Raw genomic sequence first — 21,713 nt, 5'->3', positions numbered from 1 at the left:
GTATTACATATTCGGATTCCGGAGGGGCATATTGGTGTCCTGCGATCAAATGGTACGGTACAGCAGGTGCTGACCGAGCCGGTATATCTGTATTGGAACAATTGGAATCGATATGAGTATGAGCTGCTGGATATGAGAGAACCGAAAATGAAGGAAGAGATAACAAAATCCTGCCTGGCTCATATTCCGTTGAAATATTATAAGAAAGTTGAGATTAAACCGGGTGAAACAGGTGTTTTGTACTTTGACAATCAGATGGTGGTCGACTTAAAAGCCAGAACCATAGAGATCAACGGCCAGGAAATCCTGACAGCCGACCGGATCGGTATCAGAGTCAATCTGTTATGTACTTACAAAGTTACTCAGGTGAAAAGAATGCTTGAGACCATCAAAAATCTGGAAGCTCAGATATATGCCTGCGTGCAGCTGGTAGTCAGGGAATATATCGGCAAATATCGTTTGGATGAAGATTCTGGAGCAAAAAGAAGAAATCTCAGGTTTTATCTGTGAGCAGCTGAAAGAAGTACAGGATGACTACTGCATCGAATTTTTGACTGTCGGTATTAAGGATATTATCTTACCGGGAGAGATCCGGGATATTATGAATACCGTGCTGATCGCCGAGCGGAAAGCTCAGGCTAATGTCATTACCAGGAGAGAAGAAGTAGCTTCCACCCGGTCGCTGTTGAATACGGCAAAGCTAATGGATGAAAATAAAACGCTGTATAAATTAAAGGAATTAGAGTGTCTGGAACGGATCTGCATGCAGGTCGGTAATATCAACGTAGCCGGCAGCGGTGCACTGCTGGAGCAGCTGCGGGAGCTGATGGGCAGAGTTGCAGAAACATAATATAATGCTAATATCTTATATCATTAATGCAAACAATAGGAATCAAAGGGTATTTGAAAAGTTGAAAAATGATGGCAGAACTGTTATTATTTCACCAAGTAATAATAGTTTTTATAGTTTTTTAAAAAATTTAGAAAATAGTTAGACTTGTGCTGGAGGTTGGTTGTAATTGGCATTAACTCTGACAACTGAACCGGGAGATTATTATGAATTACAAACTAATTTTTATTATTCCATTTGTATTGATTGCTATTGCAGGAACAGCATGGTTTGAGTGGCAGTATCACAAAGAAAAAAGAAGCCTCTGGTTAGGGATTTCATTTCTGGCGGCGCTATTACCGATATTAGGACTGTGCGTTCTTGTTCTAGTAACATTTGAACAATTTTTACCTGTTCGCATCGTTTTAGTGGTTTGTGCGGTTGTACTTGCAGCCGCAATTTTGATGTTTCCGTTTGTGCTCATTACAACGATGTTGATTTCAGGAATCCAATTAATACGCAAAGAGGGATTTTCCCTTTCGCATATGCTTTCTCTTGGATTTGGTGTATGTTATATCGCATATTTGGTGGTCTGGCCAATGTTGAGTGATATATGGGAGAATGATTTCTTCAATTTTTTGTATGTATACCTTTCGTTTGTGTTCTTCTTTACTCTTTCTTTATTTGCAATGTATACGATAAGTAATTTTTTAAATTTGCTGAGAAACCGTCGAAAAATATACCGGTATATCATTGTTTTGGGAAGTGGATTGAGAAATGGCACAGAAGTAACACCACTTTTGGCGGGCCGGATTCAAAAAGGAATAGAAGCGTACCATCAGAATCCTGGCAGCCGTCTGGTGTTTTCTGGGGGAAAAGGAAGCGATGAGGCCCTCCCGGAGGGTGAAGCGATGAAGTATTATGCTATAGAGCATGGTGTTCTTGAAGAGGATATTCTGGTAGAATCCCAATCTGTGAATACTGAAGAAAATCTAAAATTTTCCTATCAGATGATTCAGCAGGACGCACAAGGGGAAATAGGAAATCTGCTGGTGGTTACAAATCGTTACCATGTGTTCCGCGCTCTGCTTTTATCCAAGCATCTGGGAATTTTATGCGATGGACGCGGCTCCCGTACCAAGCTATATTTTTCCCTTAATGCCTTTGTTCGTGAATGGATCGCTTACCTGGTATTTTGGCGTAGAAAATATGTCGTTGTTTTAGGTGCTTCTTTTTTCATATTGGGTGCAGGCTATTTACTGAGTTGGTATTTGCAAAATCTGTAATCTCATGAAAATACAGAGATAGCAGAACTATTCCTCAACAAACATAACTTTATTGAGAAAGACAATCTATGAGCAATGTAAAATTGAGAATATCTATGAGAGGCAATTGCTGTCTTGCAATACACATAAATGGCTCACGTTTTTAAAGGAGATTTGCCAGAGGAATTTTAAAATGCTGGCATGGTGGTGTAGACTCTATGCATGAGAATTTCCTATTACCTGATTTTGGCTATCTTCACCCATACCATTGTGCTATTGGATATAAAATTGATAGATATCAAGACTATAAGCTACAGGATATGGATGTGGAGGATATTGTTCACTTTAAATTTGCAGAAACACAGTACAAAATGCCCATGAAACAACAAAGGAAAAGGCCAGGAGCCAGTCTTTCGGAAGCTAAAAATAAGGTAGATAAATCTTTATAATCCCCAAAAACCAATAATTAAGGGTAGTCGTTAATTAACGATTACTCTTTTTTATGTTTATCAGCCATGGGCGGGCTTTTATGAATGCAATTTGCTGACATTAATTGCTTTAAAAAAATATTTTTAATAAGTATATTAGAATAAATATTCCATAAGTAATTGACATATGTCATAAACTGAGTATAATAGAAAATGTAATTGACATATGTCATAAATAAAGGGGGTTTAAATCGTATGGCACCTGGATGCTTCATAGAGAGGTTTGACAGCCTTATAAAATGGGCAGAAGAGATATGAGAGGCATCTGGAAATATTATGCCCGCTCCTGCACTTAATCAAAACGGTAGCGGGTCATATGATTTAAATACTTCTTTACGATAAGATGTGTCTGAGCAGGATTTCAAGTTCATGCCAGACATAAGTATAGCGGCAATGATATGGGAATCCGCTTTATCGGTTTTCTCCTTTCTGAAATCATCAAGCGGGAGAGAGGTGAAACCAGTCCACAGTATCTAAAACAGTATAGTAATAAAGTCCTTGGAGCGGGACTATAAACACTGCTACTACATAATGCGAGTGAGGTGATAGGATTATGCCAAGGCCAATGAAATGGAGAAAAGTATGCTGCTTACCCGAGAGCAATCGATTCGGACCTCTTGGTTTCCCTGCAGATGCGACGAATTGTGTGAATATGACAGTTGACGAGTATGAAACGATAAGACTTATCGATCTAGAAGGCTTTACACAAGAAGAGTGTGCAAATAAGATGAATGTCGCTCGCACAACGGTACAAGGTATTTATATCGAAGCGAGAAAGAAGCTGGCTGAATCATTAGTAAACGGAAAGGTATTGTTGATTGAAGGAGGCGAATATCGGCTTTGCGACGGTATGGGAAATGGTTGTGGTCGTGGCTGCCGTAGATATGAGCGAAGCCGTGGGTGTCCGGATAATGAGGATCAAGGTGATTGATCATATATTCAGAAAAAGTAATTGAACCCTTTGTGTGTCCTCAAAATGTTCATAGTATGCCGAAGACTGATGTGGATTCGGAGACGAAAGAAGGTACATTTCTTGGTAACACTGCAGCGGTAAGTACAGGCGGCGAGGGGTTAAGGCTGCACAAATAATCGTAGACAATAAGGCAGACGCATTGCTTACTCCCCGATGTGGTGAAAATGCTGTTGATGTGTTCAATGCTGCTGATATCAAAATATTCAAAACCACAAATGCTCCAGCCAAAGAGAATATTGATGCGTTTATTGCCGGAAAACTTTCTTTGCTGGATGAAATTCATGCTGGATTTCATAGTCATGGAGGTAAGCAATGCGGAGTGGTTCTTAATAAATGTTTGGAAGGAGAAAATCCTGCAGAAAATTTTTGTTTGGAAAGAAACATTAAGATATTATGCCGAATTCCATTTGATAATGAGCTTGGGATGTTGAATTCAAATGCAAAAATTGCCGTAAGGGAAAATGAAAAATATCAGGCAATTTTTTCTTCTCTGTTAGAAACAGTGACAAAGGAGGTGCGGCATGAAACAATTGCTAATCCTTAGCGGCAAAGGTGGCACGGGAAAAACGACGATAGCCAGCGCGTATATCAAGCTTTCCAATGCCAGGGCTTACGCGGATTGTGATGTGGATGCACCGAACCTACACCTTATAACAGGACAGCGTTCTGAACCGGTGAAAGCAGATTATTATGGCCTGCCCAAAGCTGAGATAAGCCCGCAACAGTGTATTGAATGTGACCAGTGCAGACAAAACTGCAGGTTTGATGCTATTTCTATAAATAAGACATACAAGGCAGACCCTTTTGCTTGTGAGGGCTGTGGGGTCTGTGAAGCCATTTGCCCTACAGGCGCTGTATCTTTAAAGCCAGCTGCAGCCGGAGCGCTTATGTTGTATGAGAATGAAGAAAAAGTTTTTTCAACAGCAGAACTTAAAATGGGCAGCGGTACTTCTGGTAAGCTGGTCACTGAGGTGAAAAAACAGATGAAGTCGGCATCAGCGAATGTCGAACTTGCTATTGTTGATGGTTCTCCTGGTATAGGCTGTCCTGTCATTGCATCCCTTAGGGGTGTGGACATGGTATTAATTGTGGCTGAACCTTCCATATCAGGCATAAGTGATATGGAGCGAATTATAAAAACTGCGGAAAAGTTTGGAACGAAAACAGCAGTTTGTGTTAACAAATTTAATACCAATTATGGAAATACAGATAAAATCCAGGCGCTTTGTAAGAAACAAGGCCTGCCTTTTATGGGTAAGATACCTTTTGATCCGGAAGCAGTCAAAGCCATCAATCGAGGGCAGACCATTGTGGATAGTAATTGTGCAGCGGGGGCGGCAGTAAAAGATATCTATAAAAAGACCATGGAACTGCTGTTTTAAGAAGGCGGTGGCTAGGGGTATGATGATCATGGTGAAGAACTAAGAACGTTTAAAAAAGAAACTCAAAATAATAATAATGAAAAATAAAGGAGCTGATATTATGAGCAATAATTGCAACCAAAGTTGCAGCAGCTGCTCGGAAGAGTGTGCAGAAAGACAAGAACAAAAAACCGATTTCTTTGAGAAACCGCACACAATGAGCAGCATCAAAAGGGTGATTGGTGTTGTCAGTGGCAAAGGAGGTGTCGGAAAGTCACTCGTTACTTCCATGCTGGCGGTTACAATGAACAGAATGGGGTTTCATTCCGCCATTCTTGATGCGGATGTTACTGGGCCGTCTATTCCTAAAACCTTTGGTATTAAGGAAAAAGCTACGAGCAGCGAATTTGGATTATTTCCCGTCAAAACCAGGACTGGCATTGACATTATGTCTGTCAATTTACTTTTAGAAAACGATACCGATCCGGTTGTCTGGAGAGGACCGATTATTGCCGGTACCGTCAAGCAATTCTGGACTGATGTTATCTGGAGCGATGTGGATTTCATGTTCATTGATATGCCGCCGGGCACCGGTGATGTTCCCCTTACGGTATTTCAATCAATTGCCGTTGATGGGATTATAATAGTCACATCTCCGCAGGAGCTGGTATCGATGATTGTATCGAAAGCGGTCAAAATGGCTGAGATGATGAAGATACCCATCATTGGCCTGGTAGAAAATATGTCATATTTTAAATGTCCTGATAACGGCAAGGATTATAAAATATTTGGTGATAGCCATATTGAAGAAATTGCTGAGAAGCATAACTTAAAGGTTCTTGCAAAATTGCCGATTGATCCGAAAATTTCAGCTGCATGCGATAAGGGTATGATAGAGCTTTTTGACGGAAACTGGTTTGATTCAGTCGCAAAAATATTAGAAAAAATGGAGGAGAAAGAAAATGATTAAAATTGCTGTGGCAAGTGAAAACGAAAAGGTAACCGAGCATTTTGGGCATTGCGTCAACTTCAATATTTTTGAAGCTTTAAACAATCAGATTGTTAAGAGTGAGTCTATACCAAACCCAGGGCATAAGCCTGGATTTCTTCCTAACTTTCTAAATGACAGGGGGGTTAATGTAGTTATCTCAGGTGGAATGGGCGGCGGTGCCGTTGATATCTTTAATGAAAAAGGCATAGAAGTGATCGTCGGGGCAAGTGGTAATGCGAAAGCAGCAGCGGAAGCTTATCTGCAAGGTACTCTGAAATCTACAGGTTCTGTTTGCCATGAGCACCAACATCACGATGAATGCGGAGAATAGTTAAGGATTTATATAGGAAGACTGCACTTTATTTTATTACAATAGCAGCTTTTGGTGTCTGTTTTTTAAGAGCAGGGAAAATGCGCTCCTTGCTCTTAAAAAAGCGTAGAAGTCAAATCATTGTAAATATTTAGCCTTCAGGAAATCTTGAAACTAAATAATAAAAATAATCCCTCTATAAAAAAGAGGCAGGACATTTATGCCTTTCCCTCTGATCCTTTATCCATGAACAAGCATTCCGCATTCTTCACAATATAACCAGGTTGACTTATTACGAACTTTATTAGGTGTTTTAATCCTTTTAGCGTTGGCATTATTATATCCGCACAGAGGACATACAAATTTTGTTTCGCCATACCAACCTATTTCTTCCAACGCATTTAATCCGTATTCAATAAAAACGCAACATTCATCTTTTTTAAATTGTTTTTCCATTATAATTACTCCTTATGTATCTTTTCATAAGTAGTATAACATATACAAAATCAAAAAGCAAACATATGTTCGTTTTAAATCTTAAATTACGAGTTAAAACAGCAATTAAACTACTCAGAATAATAAATTTGCGGTAAATATGTAATTGACATGACCGATCACTATGCCGCCTAAAAGTACAATAGGGAAGATAATACCGGGTGACTGGCCCCCATTAACAGCCGGGAATCAAAACCATGGGAATTACCCCATTCAACCCCATTGTTTCATCGCTATTTAGTATAACAATAATGCTGTACTCATAGTTATTTATTAATTGTTATTGAGGTTTTAAGTAATATCCTTCTTTGTTACAATAAAGAAAACCAAAGGAGGTCTATATGGCAATTAAATTAAAAACAGTGATTTTAGAATGCAGCGATATACCGCAGCTGCTAGCTTTTTACACAGGTCTTTTGCATTGGCCAGTGGTATTTGAACTAGATACTTTTGTGGGGATACACTCGGATGAAGAAGAAATGGGAATAGCTTTTCAATATGATGAAAATTACATTCCTCCAACATGGCCATCACAACCGGGGCAACAGCAAATGATGGCGCATTTGGACTTTGCAGTAGCCGATAAAAATGAACTAAAGGAAGCGATTGGAAAAGCAATTAAATTAGGTGCCCAAATTGCTAATGAGCAATATGGCGGTGAAGAGTGGATTACTATGCTCGATCCTGCCGGGCATCCGTTTTGCTTTGTAGTATGGAATCATTAATAACAAATGCTAGTCTCAGGCTAAAAGCGGTATTCTTCAAATTCAGGATACTGCTTTTGCTATATTATTTAACAAAACAAAATAAATAAATTAACTGGCCCTTTTATCGGGCTTATTTTTATGCTATTAAGGGCGGCATCAGGCAGGCCGAATTATTTAGGCGGCCAGAAGGAACCGCTTGAATAAGAATTAAAAACAGAAGAGCAAAAAGATGATTTGTTAGAAGATATTTATGATTTAGTTTTTCTTTGATTCATTTTTGTGCTATCATTAAATTTATTCTATATATTTTTAGCAGGAGTGGAAGAATGGATAAAAAAGTTGGGGTAAGGTTAAGCAAAGTGCGGTTCTTATATTATGGACTGGGCGTCTTGATCGGTTGCTTTGTACTGTGGATTTCTCTGAGTGAAGGAAAGCGGCTGCATTTTTTGGATATGGAAATTATGCCGTCAGATCAGAAATTTGTAATTAATGTTGGGGCAAATGGCGGGAATGTTGATGTTTTTACTGCGGTAAAAGGCGTTCATGTTGCGGTCAGCAATACAGGAAAATCGGAAGAGCAGCAGACGAGGCTGACAATAGAGGGAAATATCAGGAAAAAAATATCAGACAGCACGCCAATTCATCTTTGGCTGCTTGGCCTTGACAATACAGAAAAGTGGCAATGGGAAATATTAAGTTCTGAGGGGCTGTCTTCCATTCGCTGTAGTGAAGGCGGGATGGCCAATATTCGGGCGTACCTTTACCCGTATGTTGTTGCCATATTTGGGATACTGGGCGCTTTTCCGTTTTTTAAGAATAATAAAAAAAAGAGAGACCATGCAAAAGAAATACTGTTGGAATTTATGGATTATCCGGAAAATCAGGCAGCATTTGAAGCCGGGAAACGGTGGTTTTTGATTCATGACAGGAGACGATACTGGAACCGGTGCCTGATAGTATTTTTTGTATGTGGATTAAGTCTTTACGTTCTTCAGGAATATTTATACAGGTGGGTTTTTCTGAATTCAGCAGACCGTATAAGAACTGTTTTAATTTTCACTCTGGTGATTGTAAGTTTAGGAGTTGTTTTAGAAGTTTATTGGGCAATAAAGCATATAGAGGTACTTACAAGAGAGAATCGGCCTCTTACTGCTGCTGCAGCTTTTTTAATGGAGGCGTCATATGGTTCTTACCGTTATCAGTCTTACTATAAGATACAAGTACATAATGCTGCCGTTGGACTTTCCAGGGCAGGAAGATATGATCAGGCATTGAGACTGGCGGATTATGGCTGGAAAGGTGTTCAGGAAAAGAAAATGATGCAGCTGTTTCACAGTAATATTCTTCAGGCATGCTTCCTGGGGTTAGGAAGGGGAGAAGAGGCCGAAGCAGAATTTGCATACCAGAAGCAGCTTGTAAATAATTATCCTAAATTAAAAAAGAAGGGAGAGGCGGTACTTCTGTTAACTGAAATCAGGAAGGCTTATATGGATCGGAAATTTGGACAAGCAGAAGCCTACGTGAATGTGTATTATGATCGTTATCCAGATGCATTTCATCGTATCCCGCTTATGCCCATTCAGATGAAAGTTCATGTGCAGGCAGGTGAAACTGAAAAGGCAAAAGATATCTGCAATAATCTGCTTTCGTACAGCCCTGAAAATATAGCCGTCAGGGAGGCCATGAGATATGGATCCTGTACCTATTTGGAATCCCCGGATTTTCTCAAAGATAAGGCCGGACTTGTGTGCCGGATTGTTTTAACCGGGGTGCTTTGCATTTGTACGGTTGTGTTTGGTGGCGATATGTTAATGGGTACATATTCGGGAGCAAGTGAAACGAGAGCATATGAAGAGACTGAAGCTGAAAAACTCATATCGCAAACAAGTGATACAGCGAAGGCAGAAGAGGAGTCAATGGAAACGGAGGTGTCTGAAACGGAGCAGGAGCCGGCTTTTCAGGCTTCTGATTCCCAGGCGCCAGGCTTTGAGCTGGTTTTGCCGGAAGATTGGAATGGCCTTGCAGTTAGAAAAGAGTTTGAGGGAGGGTGCAGCTACCATCAGAAAAAATCCTATGATTTGATGGGCGATGGAGTTTTATTCTATATTCAGACGTATTCGGACTGCAGCTATGTGAATCTGCCGGATTATGAAGTATGGGGATATGATGGTCCCTATGTCTACGTAATGTCACGGCCAACAGATGTGACATTTTATATGGAAGACAGTGCAATAAGAGAGGAATACAATAAGATGCAAAGTGAGACCGGTCAAATCCGGGATGCTTTCCGGATTCAGTCTGATACGGCAAAATATGACGGGGCTGAATTTGTATTTCCTAACAGCAGCCATAGTCGGTTGCAGGAGCAGGATTTATGGAATCTTTCAGCCGGCCAGCAGCGGATCGCCAAAAACGAGATTTATGCAAGACATGGCAGGCGATTTGCTGATCAGGAACTGAAGAGATATTTTAATCAATGCAGCTGGTATGAAGGAACCATTGCTCCAGAAGATTTTGAAGAAAATATGCTGAATGAAACCGAGCGGTTCAATATCTCTTTGATTCAGAAACAGCAGCAAAATATGGAGTGAAAATTTGAAGCGTATATCATATCCAAAAAAATAAAGGGAGATAAACAGGTAAGAGGTGGCTTTGAATTGAGTGTTTTTCAAAGCCGCCACTTGCCAGGGAAATATTTTATTTCTTTTTCCTGTCCGTATCAGAGATTTCCTCCGAAAATTCCGTCAAAATACGGCGATGCTCCGGTGTACCTGCTGGATATTGTTTCTGTTCCGGCATCTTTTGTTTGCCTGTTACCTTTACAATTGCGTAGCAGACCGTAAAAAAAGCAACAAGTGCCATGCCTGCAAGGAAACCTAAGGTCTGTCCTTTTAAAAAAGGCATGCTAAATATGGCTATGATCAATCCGGCCATGGTAAACAGGGAACTATACGGAAATCCGCACAGGCGGCAGTTTCCTTCCGGTTTCCCGTTCTTTTTCCGGAAACGGATATGGGTATACATGAGCACGATATAAGTGAAAAGCAACGCGAATCCCCCGGAGCTGATCAAAAACAGATAGACTTCGGGAAAAAATAATCCGACATACAGAAACAGCATCATGGACAGACCGGAAAATAAGATTCCCCGGTAGGGAACATCAGTTTGGTCCCTTAAAAATGCAGGACCAAGCCGGTCATCCACAAGAGAACGGAGCATTCTTCCGATTCCAAACATTGCAGCTACCATAGTAGACAAAATTGCGCTGATCAAGATAACTGTCATAGCAGTTCCGGCCCAGGTCATTTGGTAAAGGTTTAAGGCCGTAACCATAGGGCTGACGTCTTCGCTTAAGGATTCGCTGGGGACCAGCAGCAAAAGAATTGAAATACACAGAATATAAAGTGTCACGAGCCAGAAAACCGTCAGGTGGATGGCACGGGGCACATTTTTTTGTTTATCTTCTGTTTCACTGGCAGCCAGTCCGATGATTTCAAAACCTGCATAGGTGAATAAAACGATCAGCATGCTTCCGGCCAGGCTTTTTAGGCCGCCGGGGAGAAATGGCTCCGATCGCAATATGCTGATCCCTAAGGGACGGGAACCCGGTAAGATACCAAAAACAATCAAAGAGCCTAAAAGAATAAATCCGATAATCGCTATAATCTTTATAGCTGAGAGAATGCTTTCCAGATGGCTTAACTGTTTTGCTCCCAAAAGGTTTAATAGCGTTACCCCGACGATCAGGGCGGTACCCAGGATTGGGATCGAGACGGACGGAAACCACGTCCGGAACAATATAGAAACTGCGGTGGCCTCACTCGACATGGAGATGACCATTCCGGTCCAATAGACCCAGCCCACCACAAAGCCTGTGCCTTTGTTTATATACTGAGATGCAAATGTTCGGAAAGAAGCGGAATCCGGATTGGATACCGTCATTTCCGAAAGCGCAAATAGAATGAAATAAACCATAATAGCGCAAATCAAATAAGAAAGAATGATTGCCGGACCGGCAGCCTTAATGGCAACTGACGAGCCTAAAAAAAAGGAACCGCCGATCACGGTTCCCAGAGCCATCATCGTTAAGCGTCCTGCAGTAAGACCATTCACTTTATTTTTCATAGGATTCCTCACTTTTGTTTTTGGTATTATTATTTCAGATAACGGAAAAGTTATTCGAAACATTAAAAACACAATTACCGTCTTTTCGTATTTGAAGTGGAGAACTTGCCTGATTCGGTCAAAATGTATAAAAAAGGCAGAAATATTTCTTGAAAATTATAAAATAATCAGGAGTTATGCGAGGGCTTGTCAACGAAAAACTAACAAAATGCCAAAATAAAGCTTGCTATCAGGCGAAAAATAAGGTAATATATTGAAGAAAAGTTAAGTATAGATTAAGTAACAATAGCTAACAATAGCTAACAAGTAAAGGGAGGGCAATGGCTGAGAGGAGGTATTATGTGAAAAAAGGACAAAAAAAGCAGACAAAAGAAAACAGACACAGCATGAGTATGGGGAAAAGATTGAAAAAGAATTGGCAGCTATATATATTTTTGCTGCCTGCATTGGCTGGATTGATTTTATTTTCCTATGTTCCCATGTATGGAATCCAGCTTGCATTTCGGGACTATAACCCCTTAAGAGGAATTATGGGGAGTCCATGGGTGGGTTTTGAAAATTTTACCAGATTTTTTCATTCACCACAGTTTCAGAATCTTTTGATCAATACGCTGGCCATCAGCTTTTATTCTTTAATTGTGGGATTTCCCATTCCTATTATCCTGGCATTGGGATTAAATTATGTAGCGAATTTGAGATTTAAAAAGGCAGTACAATCCATTACATATGCACCGTATTTTATTTCCACCGTAGTTCTGGTCGGTATTTTAAATATTTTTCTTTCCACGGACGGCGGTTTGATCAATCAGCTGGTAAAGTTCTTTGGCCGGGATCCTATATTATTCATGGGGCAGTCAAGGTTCTGGCGTCATATTTATGTCTGGTCCGGTGTCTGGCAGAGCATGGGCTGGAATGCGGTTATTTATATTGCGACACTTGCCGGGGTAAGCGCTGAGATGCATGAAGCTGCTACTATAGACGGTGCAACGAAGTTTCAGAGAGTTTTTTGGATCGACCTGCCTATGATTTTACCTACTATAGTTATTACCTTAATTTTAAGCTGCGGTTCGATAATGGGGATTGGATTTGAAAAAGCTTATCTGATGCAGAATCCTTTGAATCTGGGAGTATCAGAAATTATATCTACTTATATCTATAAGATCGGTCTGGTAAACAGTGAGTATGGTTTTTCTACGGCAGTTGGTCTTTTTAACTCCGTGGTAAATTGCATTGTACTGCTTACGGTGAATCAAGCTGCAAAACGTATATCAAAAACGTCGTTATGGTAGGGGGGTAGAGATGATAGAAAAAGTATTTGGAAAACAATTTGTAAATCAAAGCCTGGCAAATAAGGTGTTTGATATTGTGAACCATATCATATTATTTACGCTGATGATGGTTGTGCTGTATCCCCTGTATTTTATCGTAATCGCTTCATTTAGTTCACCGGTTGCCGTTGCCGGCGGCGAAGTGATTCTGTTTCCGAAAGGGTTTAATATGGACGGATATAAGGAGATTTTTAAATATAAAGACATTTGGACAGGGTATGGCAATTCCATTATTTACACGGCCGTAGGTACATCAATTAACCTGATTTCTACCATCCCTGCCGCATTTGCCTTCTCCAGAAGGGACTTGCCGGGAATCAAACCCCTCATGCTGTTATTTGTCTTTACCATGTTCTTTGGGGGAGGGTTGATTCCTACTTATCTTTTGGTACAGTCCCTTCATATGGATAATACAATATGGGCTCTGGTGCTTCCGGGGGCTGTTGGAGTATATAACCTGATTGTGGCAAGAACTTTCTTTGAACAGAGCATTCCGGAAGAACTGTATGAGGCTTCCGTTGTGGATGGATGTGATTATTTTAGATACTTCTTTCGCATTGTGCTTCCAATTTCCAAGCCCATTATTGCAGTAATGATGCTGATTTATGCAGTGGGACACTGGAATTCCTATTTCAGCGCGTTGATTTACCTGGTGGACAGAAGCAAGTTTCCTCTGCAGGTGATTCTCCGTGAAATATTAATTCAGCAGCAACAGGTGGCAGGGAACAACGCTATGACTTTAGATGCATTGGAGCAGCAGCGTCATCTGGCAGAGATGATAAAGTATGGTGTGATTGTAGTGGCTTCTTTGCCGGCACTTTGTATGTACCCCTTTGTTCAGAAACATTTTGTCAAAGGAATGATGATAGGAGCTGTAAAGGGATAAGTGATAAATTTGAATTAAGATGATGAAAGGAAGGGTAAAAAATGAAAAAAAGCAGAATCATTGTTTCAGCTTTCCTTGCTGTTATGGCATCTGTTGCAGTGTCGGGGTGTGGGAAGCAGGCAGAGAAAACCAGTGCAAAAACGGTAGAGGTGAAGAAAACAGGGTATCCCGTTGCGGATGAACCAATTTACATCAAAGCAATTGGTTTTGGAAAACCCGGCAACGGAGAGTGGAATGATTATCCAATTTTCCAGGATATTTCCAAACAGACAAATGTATTCGTAGATTACCAGACCATAAGCGGCGACGGAGCGGATGAAAAGCTGAATCTGGCACTGGCATCAAAAAAATTACCGGATGCCGTCTTCTCCGGATTGTCTTCCCAAAAGATTCTTTCTTATGCGGAAAAAGGAATCCTTCGTCCGTTGGAGGACCTGATTGAAGATTATGCACCCAATATTAAGCGTGTGCTGGATGAAAATCCGGAGATCCGGAAAGCAATTACCTTCCCTGATGGTCATATTTATGCAATTCCTTCAATCAATGAAGACCAGAAGCCGGTGCAGTCTACCACATTAAATATTAACAAGACCTGGCTGGACCAGCTTGGGCTGGAGATTCCAAAGACAACGGATGAATTTGAAGAGGTGCTTTGTGCATTTAAAACCATGGACCTTGACGGAGGTGGAAAAAATAACGTAATCCCATTTACCTATGAGCCAAAGACGCCTTATAACATCTGGAATGGTGACGCGGGATTTTCCGGAGCATTTGGTATTACAGACAGTTCTTCCTATTTGATGAGATCGGGAGATGAATTTTTATTTACCCCTGTCCAGGAAGGCTATAAGGAGTACGTCAAGTGGACGGCCAGGCTCTATGAAGAGGGATTAATTGACGTGGAACTATTCACTCAGGACCATAATCAGTACATGTCGAAAATCGGTTCCAGCCGTGTGGGGGCCTACCTTACCAATGGGCCGTTGGAAACAGAAGGTACAGAATATATTGCCATTGAACCATTAAAAGGGCCGAATGGGGATCAGGTATGGGGCTCTCTTGATTTCAGTATTGATAAGAACAGAGGTGTGATCACTACTTCCAACCAATATCCGGAGGCTACCATGAGATATATGGACTCCTTCTTTGAAACAGAAAACTCGCTGTACTTAAGATTTGGAAACTCTTTAAAGCCGGTTGGCGATCAGTATGAGCTGATACCCTCCATTCCCGGAAAGAATTCCGAAGCGCCGGAATCCTATGTGGCCACAAATTTATGTTCCGAAATTATGGATACATATATTATTGAAACAAAAAGCATAAAAGAGAAAAAAGAAAGAATAGAGCTTTATTCTAAGTATCTGGCTCCTCCGGTTCCGCTTATTAACTTAACAATAGAAGAATCAAAGCAGATTTCCTCCCTGTTTGTGGACATTCAAAAAATTGTAGATGAAAATAAGGCAAGATGGACCACCAATCAGTCTGACATTGACAAGGATTGGGAAGCATACCTGGAGTCTTTAAACAATGTGGGGCTGGAAAAGTACATGGAAATTTATAATGCAGCCTTAGCACGGTACTTAAGCAATTAATAATCAGTTGTTGGAGAAAATAAATGAAACAGAAAAACCTGGTGATCGGATATATAGAAACCAAAAATCTTATCCTGTTAAGAGACAGGGACATTCATTGTCTGGATGTTATAAATCTGGCGTTTGCCGCAGTCAAAGATCATGTGGTAACATGGGATCCAATGGGGCACTTAGACATACTAAAACGGGTCAAGGCTCTGAATCCGGATTTGAAACTTGTATTGTCCATAGGGGGCTGGGGAAGCGGGGGCTTTTCCGAAGCGGCCTCCACGAAAGAGGGCAGAGAGGTGTTTGCCGAATCAGCGGTTGCACTTATGAAAGAATACGGCTTAGACGGGCTTGACATTGACTGGGAATATCCTTGTGTGGGAATTGCAGGGATTGACTGTTCTGAAAATGATAAGGAAAACTTTACCCTGCTTATAAAAAAGCTGAGGGAGGAACTGGATGCCATTACAGACAGAGATTGTACGTTATCCATTGCGGCAGGCGGAGATTCTTATTATCTCCGCTGTACCCAGATGGATCAGGTTGCAGAGTATTTGGATTATGTGATGCTGATGACCTATGATTTAAGAGGCGGTTTTTCGGTCCAGACAGGACATCATACGAATCTATATACGAACAATGCAGATCTATCCGCAGCCAGTACGGATTATGCGGTAAGCATATTTGAACAGGCGGGGGTTGCCAAAGAGAAACTTGTTATCGGAGCCGCCTTTTATTCCCGGGTTTGGAAAGGCGTGCCTGACAGGAACAGGGGACTTATGCAGATGGCAGAAACCACCGGAGGGTATGGGCCGGATTATGGCGTACTGGTTACAGATTATATTGATAAAAACGGATACACAAGGTATTGGGATGAGGAAGCAAAGGCACCTTATTTATTTAATGGATGTAACTTTATCAGCTACGATGATAAAGAGTCGATCCAATGTAAAATCAATTATATCAAGGACCGGAAACTGGCAGGTATCATGTTCTGGGAATACAGTCAGGACGGCACTCATACATTGATTCCACTTATAGCTGAGAAAATAAAGGCGGATGATCATGAATAATTGTTGGTTTCATAATGCAAAGCTTGGAATATTTATACACTACGGGATTTATGCAGTCAACGGAATTGCAGAATCCTGGTCCTTTTACAATGGAGCCATCAGCTATGAAGACTATATGAAACAGCTGGATGGATTTTATGCGGATCAATTTGATGCGTCTGCCTGGGCAGATCTGATTGAGCGTTCAGGGGCGAAATACGCTGTCCTGACTGCAAAGCATCATGATGGCGTGGCATTGTTTGATACCAGATTCAGTGATTTAAGCGTGGCAAAAAAGACCCCTGCAAAACGGGACATTGTAAAAGAATATGCAGAGGAAATAAGAAAGCGCGGCATTCATCTGGGGATTTATTATTCGCTGATCGACTGGTCCCATAAGGATTATGCCAGCGTTTATACAGATGGGAAAATTCCTGATAATCCAAAGGAAATAAACCCCTTTACGTCCCCTGTTGATGGAAAAGAAGACCAGGAAAAATGGCAGCGTTTTTTAGAATTTAATAACAATCAGTTAAAGGAACTGCTTACCAATTACGGAAAGGTGGATTTACTCTGGTTTGACGGAGACTGGGAACGCAGCGCCAGCCAATGGGGGCTGCCTGGGTTTAAGGATTATTTAAAATCATTGAATCCGGATCTGATCATCAACTCCAGACTGCAGGGCTATGGGGATTATAAGACGCCGGAACAGGGAATCCCTATTACAAGGCCAAAGGGAGACTGGGAGTTTTGTACTACGATTAACAGTTCCTGGGGATACCAGCCAAAGGACAATGAGTACAAATCTCTAAACCAGATCATTCGTATGTTTTGCGATTGCATTTCTATGGGTGGAAATATGCTGCTTGATATCGGACCGCGCCAGGACGGGACCATTGATTCCCGCCAGGAGGCAATCTTAACAGGGCTTGGCTCCTGGATACGGGAGCATGAGGAGGCTGTTTATGACACAGATGAAGGGATTACGACCTGTTATTATCTGGGCGGAAGTACCATATCTTCTGACAGGGAAACTTTATATCTGTTTGTGTACGATAATCCAAAGGAATCCATTTGTTTGAAGGGATTGTGCAGCCCCATAAAGAAAATTACCGTTCTGCATTCAGGCAAAGAGCTGTATTATGAAAACCATGGCGGAGTTCCCTGGTTTCAGATTCCGGGGACCACTTGGATTCAGATGACAGCAGAAGACTGCCACGATCTGGTGACTGTGGTAAAAGTTGAGCTGGAAGGAGAAATTAAGATGTATGGCGGTTTTGGGGGGTTAGTGAATTATTCCTGAAAAGCGTAGAATAATCTGGCAATATATATTATAATGAGTGAAATAAAAAAGTAATAACAGCGCAGAGGTAGAGAAGGTGAAACGAAAAAAAAATGTAACAATGCAGGATATTGCAGATTATTTGTCAATCAGTAAAGTAACCGTATCCAAGGCTTTAAATGGAAAGGACGGAGTTGGCAGGGAATTAAAAGAAAAAATCATAGCAGTCAGCAAAGAGTTGAATTATAAACTTCCGGAAAGTTCAAAGGCATGTTCCGGAAATTCAAAAAATATTGCCATTTTTATGAAGGAAAAGTTTGCTTATGGAGAAGCCGGGTTTTATTTAAAGTTTTATCAGAGGATTTCTGTGGAATTAAATGAACGAGGTTATCTGGCTCACTTGTTTCCCATTAACCCCAGAGAGGACAGGAAAGGAAAGCTGCTGCTGGAAAAGCATGACATAGCCGGAGTTATTTTTCTGGGTGATATTGAAAAAACGTTTCTGGCTGAGGCGAAACAGACACAGCTTCCCTGCGTTTTAGCGGATACCTATGACAATGATTTTGATATGGACTGCGTGATTACAGAAAGTGTGTACAGCATGTGTGAATTGACAACGTATCTGATGAAGTGCGGCCATAAAAGCATTGGATTTGTGGGAACAATCACTGCTACGAACAGTATTATGGACCGGTATCTCGGCTATTGCCGTGCGCATTTGAAAGCTGGACTTCCTATTCACGATGAGTGGCTCATCGGAGACCGGGATATGGAGGATGAAAATGTGGAGTTTATGCTGCCGGAGCATATGCCTACTGCTTTTGTCTGCAACTGTGATGATACAGCGTACCGGTTTATCCGAATGTTAACGGAGAAGGGTTACCGGGTGCCGGAGGACATTTCCATTGTAAGCTTTGATAATGACATTTATGCGGAGCTTTGTGTTCCTAAGCTTACCACGGCGGAGGTGGATATTAATCAGATGGCATGTAAATCCGTTGAATTAATTTGTGAAAAAATAGATCAGGATAATGTCCGCAGAAGAGGCGTTACCTTTGTAAATACGGCGATTATTTATAGAGATTCCGTAAGGAATATGGACCCCCCTGTGGATTCCACCGGATATGTATAATTAAAAAAACAAAAGAAGGGGGGATCTGGTTTCACAGATTTTTATGCCGTGAAACCGGGAACTTTATGGCAGAGTATTTATCACCAGGAGTATATGTCGAAGAATTTGATTCGGGCGCCCAGCCAATAGAAGGGGTAGGTACCAGTACGGCAGGGTTTGCAGGATTGGCGGAAAAAGGGCCGGTTTTCGGCGTGCCCCAGTTAGTTACTGGTTTTGCGGATTTTAAGAGGACCTATGGCGGGTATTTATCAGAAAATGAATTTGGAGAATACCGTTTTCTGGCTTATGCAGTGGAGCATTTTTTTATCAACGGAGGGACAAGGTGCTTTATCAGCAGAATAGCTCCTTCCGGTGCAAAGCAGGCGATGGGATTTGCCCCCTCAAAGGAGGCGCCTGCAGTTCAATTGATTGCAAAGAATCCGGGAATCTGGGGAGACAGAGTGAGCGTCAGTGCAACGCCGTCCGGTAAGGCCAAAACCCAGGTTTTGGAAGTGCTTGAAAGCGAAGGCGGAAAAAAATATAGAGTAAAGAACGGAGCAGGCTTTTTGCCGGGTGACGTGGTCGCTTTTACGGCTAAGAAGGAAACAGCGGTGGAATACAACAGAGTGGTTGCCAATCAGGACAACATCATCACCTTTGAAACAGAATTTACAGGGGAGGTGGTGGATACGGAGCTTCTTCCCGGAAAAATAATTTCAACCTGTGAAATGAATCTGGAAGTGAAGTATGAAGATCTGGTTGAAACCTTCGAGAATGTTTCCTTTAATGTGTCAGCCCCCAATTATATTGACAAAAAGACTGCAAAATCCCATATCATCATTGCTCAGTACATTGGAAAGCAGACGGAAGCTCCGGTTTCCCCCTTTGACGAGTTTACGGCGGCTCATACCGTATCCCCTGTCATTGTGCTCAGCGGCGGCAGCAACGGCTCCGTAGACGAGATCACTGCGGCTGATTTTATCGGTGTGGACAATGGAGCGGGCAGAAGAACGGGAATCCAGTCGTTTCTTGACAATGACGAGGTTTCTGTTATGGCGGTTCCGGGAGTAACGGATCCCAATGTGCAGCTGACCCTTGTGGCCCATTGTGAAAATCTTGAAAGCCGTTTTGCAATCCTTGATATGCCGAGAGAATCCAAAAAGATACAGGATATGATTGCTCACAGGGAGGTATTTGACAGTACCTATGCAGCTCTTTATCACCCATGGCTGGAGGTATTCGATCCCCTGGATAAGAAAAATGCGGCAATTCCTCCTTCCGGCTCCATGGCGGGAATCTATGCAAGAAGCGACAACAGCAGAGGCGTTCATAAGGCTCCGGCCAATGAGGTGGTAAGGGCATGTGTGGGACTTGACTGCCAGTTTAACAAGGACGAGCAGGATATTTTAAATCCTAAGGGAATCAATTTAATCCGCGTATTCCCCGGACAGGGCATCCGTGTATGGGGAGCAAGGACAGTCTCCGGTGACGGCAGCTGGAAATACATCAATGTCCGCCGTTTATTTATTTTTATCGAAGAATCAATTAAGGCAAACACCAATTGGGTGGTATTTGAACCCAATGATGAAGTTTTGTGGGGGCGTGTAGAGAGAACCATCAGTATATTTTTAACAAATCTGTGGAGAAATGGTTCTTTTGCCGGCAGTTCTACGGATGAAGCCTTTTTTGTGAACATAGGCAGGTCCACCATGAGCCAGGATGATATTGATAACGGAAGGCTGATTTGTGTGATCGGCGTTGCACCTGTAAAGCCGGCTGAATTTGTAATCTTCAGAATCACTCAAAAAACCAGTGAGTTGGCAGAATAAGAAATATGAACAAAACAGGTAAAATCATTTTTATTGGTACAATGCGTGTCATGAACCAGACACGGACTTTGCCAAAAGATTAACAAAAAATTCCGGCGGCAGGACAGGAGAAAGTGCAAAATGAAGATCGTAATATTAGACGGATATACAGAAAATCCCGGAGATTTATCCTGGAGCGGAATGGAAGAATTGGGAGAGGTTACGGTATATGACAGGACTCCGGCGGAGCTGATTGTGGAGCGGATCGGCGATGCGGAGATAGTCTATACCAATAAGACGCCTGTCAGTAAATCCACATTAGAGGCATGTCCTGCTATAAAATACATCGGTGTGCTGGCAACCGGCTACAATGTTGTGGATGTAGAGGCAGCCAAGGAAAAGGGCATTCCGGTGTCCAATATCCCTGCATATGGGACAGAAGCTGTTGCCCAGTTTACCATTGCCCTTTTATTGGAGCTGTGTCATCACATTGGTGCACATTCCCAATGTGTCATGGAAGGGGAATGGACCAGAAGGGAAGATTTTTGCTTTTGGAATTACCCTTTAACAGAACTGGCGGGAAAAACCATGGGAATTATTGGATATGGAAGAATCGGACAGGCCACGGCTAAAATTGCACAGGCTTTTGGTATGAACATTTTAGCCTGTTCCAGAAATAGGAATATAAGCCTGGAATCGGAAACCTGCCATTATGCGGATCTGGATGAGCTGCTTGCAAATTCAGATGTAATTTCCCTCCATTGCCCCCTTCTTCCTGAGACTCAGGGAATGATCAATAAAGAGACCATAGCGAAAATGAAAGATCATGTTATGATTCTCAACAGCTCCAGAGGTCCCCTTATTGTGGAAGAGGATATAATGGAAGCATTAAACAGCGGCAAAGTAGGTGGCGCGGCAGTTGATGTTGTATCGGTGGAACCTATGAAGGCAGATAATCCGCTGCTGAAAGCAAAGAACTGTATCATTACCCCTCATATTGCCTGGGCTCCGAAAGAGACGAGACAGAGACTGATGGATATTGCAGTGGATAATCTAAAGTCTTATGTGAAGGGACAGCCAAGGAACGTTGTAAATCAATGATTGGGCAGGTTTTGATTGAGG

The 21,713-nt window shown here is 41.8% G+C and carries 21 protein-coding genes; 19 read left to right on the top strand and 2 right to left on the bottom strand.

Annotation, left to right across the window (positions count from 1 at the left end; translation table 11 throughout):
- Positions 1-66 precede the first annotated feature (66 nt).
- From ABFV83_RS08105 to ABFV83_RS08065, 9 genes are all read left to right on the top strand, one after another.
- Complete coding sequence (locus ABFV83_RS08105) at positions 67-510, top strand: SPFH domain-containing protein (protein WP_349948379.1); 444 nt, start codon at positions 67-69, stop codon at positions 508-510.
- Complete coding sequence (locus ABFV83_RS08100; RefSeq protein ID WP_349948378.1) at positions 464-850, top strand: SPFH domain-containing protein; 387 nt, start codon at positions 464-466, stop codon at positions 848-850. Before ABFV83_RS08105 ends, ABFV83_RS08100 begins: the two co-directional genes overlap by 47 nt.
- A 206-nt stretch (positions 851-1,056) precedes the next feature.
- Positions 1,057-2,115, top strand: a complete 1,059-nt coding sequence (locus ABFV83_RS08095) for a YdcF family protein (RefSeq protein ID WP_349948377.1) — start codon at positions 1,057-1,059, stop codon at positions 2,113-2,115.
- A 197-nt stretch (positions 2,116-2,312) separates the two neighbouring features.
- A complete protein-coding gene (locus ABFV83_RS08090; RefSeq protein ID WP_349948376.1) occupies positions 2,313-2,543 on the top strand; it encodes a hypothetical protein in 231 nt (76 codons plus the stop codon).
- A 592-nt stretch (positions 2,544-3,135) separates the two neighbouring features.
- Complete coding sequence (locus ABFV83_RS08085) at positions 3,136-3,513, top strand: DUF134 domain-containing protein (protein WP_349948375.1); 378 nt, start codon at positions 3,136-3,138, stop codon at positions 3,511-3,513.
- 181 nt (positions 3,514-3,694) lie between these two features.
- A complete protein-coding gene (locus ABFV83_RS08080; RefSeq protein WP_349948374.1) occupies positions 3,695-4,099 on the top strand; it encodes a hypothetical protein in 405 nt (134 codons plus the stop codon).
- Positions 4,077-4,937 (top strand): 4Fe-4S binding protein, encoded by an 861-nt coding sequence (locus ABFV83_RS08075; protein ID WP_349948373.1) that lies wholly within the window; start codon positions 4,077-4,079, stop codon positions 4,935-4,937. Before ABFV83_RS08080 ends, ABFV83_RS08075 begins: the two co-directional genes overlap by 23 nt.
- Positions 4,938-5,037: 100 nt before the next feature.
- Positions 5,038-5,886: an Mrp/NBP35 family ATP-binding protein gene (locus ABFV83_RS08070; RefSeq protein ID WP_349948372.1), complete on the top strand. Its 849-nt coding sequence runs from the start codon at positions 5,038-5,040 to the stop codon at positions 5,884-5,886.
- Complete coding sequence (locus tag ABFV83_RS08065; RefSeq protein ID WP_349948371.1) at positions 5,879-6,238, top strand: NifB/NifX family molybdenum-iron cluster-binding protein; 360 nt, start codon at positions 5,879-5,881, stop codon at positions 6,236-6,238. Before ABFV83_RS08070 ends, ABFV83_RS08065 begins: the two co-directional genes overlap by 8 nt.
- 219 nt (positions 6,239-6,457) lie before the next feature.
- On the opposite strand, the gene ABFV83_RS08060 is transcribed toward ABFV83_RS08065, so the two are convergent.
- Positions 6,458-6,673, bottom strand: coding sequence for a hypothetical protein (locus ABFV83_RS08060; protein WP_349948370.1), 216 nt, complete (start codon positions 6,671-6,673; stop codon positions 6,458-6,460).
- A gap of 380 nt (positions 6,674-7,053) precedes the next feature.
- Between ABFV83_RS08060 and ABFV83_RS08055 the strand changes: the two genes are divergently transcribed.
- Both ABFV83_RS08055 and ABFV83_RS08050 read left to right on the top strand, forming a co-directional pair.
- Complete coding sequence (locus tag ABFV83_RS08055) at positions 7,054-7,437, top strand: VOC family protein (protein WP_349948369.1); 384 nt, start codon at positions 7,054-7,056, stop codon at positions 7,435-7,437.
- Between the two features lie 308 nt (positions 7,438-7,745).
- On the top strand, positions 7,746-10,010 hold the full coding sequence (locus ABFV83_RS08050) for a YARHG domain-containing protein (protein ID WP_349948368.1): 2,265 nt from the start codon (positions 7,746-7,748) through the stop codon (positions 10,008-10,010).
- A 106-nt stretch (positions 10,011-10,116) separates the two neighbouring features.
- Here the strand turns inward: ABFV83_RS08050 and ABFV83_RS08045 are convergent, their stop codons facing one another.
- Positions 10,117-11,544, bottom strand: coding sequence for an amino acid permease (locus ABFV83_RS08045; protein WP_349948367.1), 1,428 nt, complete (start codon positions 11,542-11,544; stop codon positions 10,117-10,119).
- A 341-nt stretch (positions 11,545-11,885) separates the two neighbouring features.
- Between ABFV83_RS08045 and ABFV83_RS08040 the strand changes: the two genes are divergently transcribed.
- The 8 genes from ABFV83_RS08040 to ABFV83_RS08005 all read left to right on the top strand — a co-directional run bounded on the left by ABFV83_RS08040 (position 11,886) and on the right by ABFV83_RS08005 (position 21,692).
- Positions 11,886-12,833, top strand: coding sequence for an ABC transporter permease subunit (locus tag ABFV83_RS08040; RefSeq protein WP_349948366.1), 948 nt, complete (start codon positions 11,886-11,888; stop codon positions 12,831-12,833).
- Between the two features lie 10 nt (positions 12,834-12,843).
- Positions 12,844-13,758 carry a carbohydrate ABC transporter permease gene (locus ABFV83_RS08035; protein WP_349948365.1) on the top strand — a complete coding sequence of 305 codons (915 nt, stop codon included), beginning with the start codon at positions 12,844-12,846 and terminating at the stop codon, positions 13,756-13,758.
- Positions 13,759-13,799: 41 nt separating this feature from the next.
- Positions 13,800-15,350, top strand: a complete 1,551-nt coding sequence (locus ABFV83_RS08030; protein WP_349948364.1) for an extracellular solute-binding protein — start codon at positions 13,800-13,802, stop codon at positions 15,348-15,350.
- A gap of 23 nt (positions 15,351-15,373) precedes the next feature.
- Complete coding sequence (locus ABFV83_RS08025) at positions 15,374-16,411, top strand: glycoside hydrolase family 18 protein (RefSeq protein WP_349948363.1); 1,038 nt, start codon at positions 15,374-15,376, stop codon at positions 16,409-16,411.
- On the top strand, positions 16,404-17,693 hold the full coding sequence (locus ABFV83_RS08020; protein WP_349948362.1) for an alpha-L-fucosidase: 1,290 nt from the start codon (positions 16,404-16,406) through the stop codon (positions 17,691-17,693). Before ABFV83_RS08025 ends, ABFV83_RS08020 begins: the two co-directional genes overlap by 8 nt.
- 76 nt (positions 17,694-17,769) lie before the next feature.
- Complete coding sequence (locus ABFV83_RS08015) at positions 17,770-18,804, top strand: LacI family DNA-binding transcriptional regulator (protein WP_349948361.1); 1,035 nt, start codon at positions 17,770-17,772, stop codon at positions 18,802-18,804.
- Positions 18,805-18,869: 65 nt separating this feature from the next.
- Positions 18,870-20,612 carry a phage tail sheath subtilisin-like domain-containing protein gene (locus tag ABFV83_RS08010; RefSeq protein WP_349948360.1) on the top strand — a complete coding sequence of 581 codons (1,743 nt, stop codon included), beginning with the start codon at positions 18,870-18,872 and terminating at the stop codon, positions 20,610-20,612.
- Between the two features lie 120 nt (positions 20,613-20,732).
- Positions 20,733-21,692 carry a D-2-hydroxyacid dehydrogenase gene (locus tag ABFV83_RS08005; RefSeq protein ID WP_349948359.1) on the top strand — a complete coding sequence of 320 codons (960 nt, stop codon included), beginning with the start codon at positions 20,733-20,735 and terminating at the stop codon, positions 21,690-21,692.
- The last annotated feature ends 21 nt before the right edge of the window (positions 21,693-21,713 follow it).

The sequence above is a fragment of the Lacrimispora sp. BS-2 genome (genome assembly GCF_040207125.1).
In the GTDB taxonomy this organism is placed as follows: domain Bacteria; phylum Bacillota; class Clostridia; order Lachnospirales; family Lachnospiraceae; genus Lacrimispora.
The sequence above is the reverse complement of the archived record's forward strand: the minus strand, read 5'-3'. Positions and strand labels throughout refer to the sequence as shown.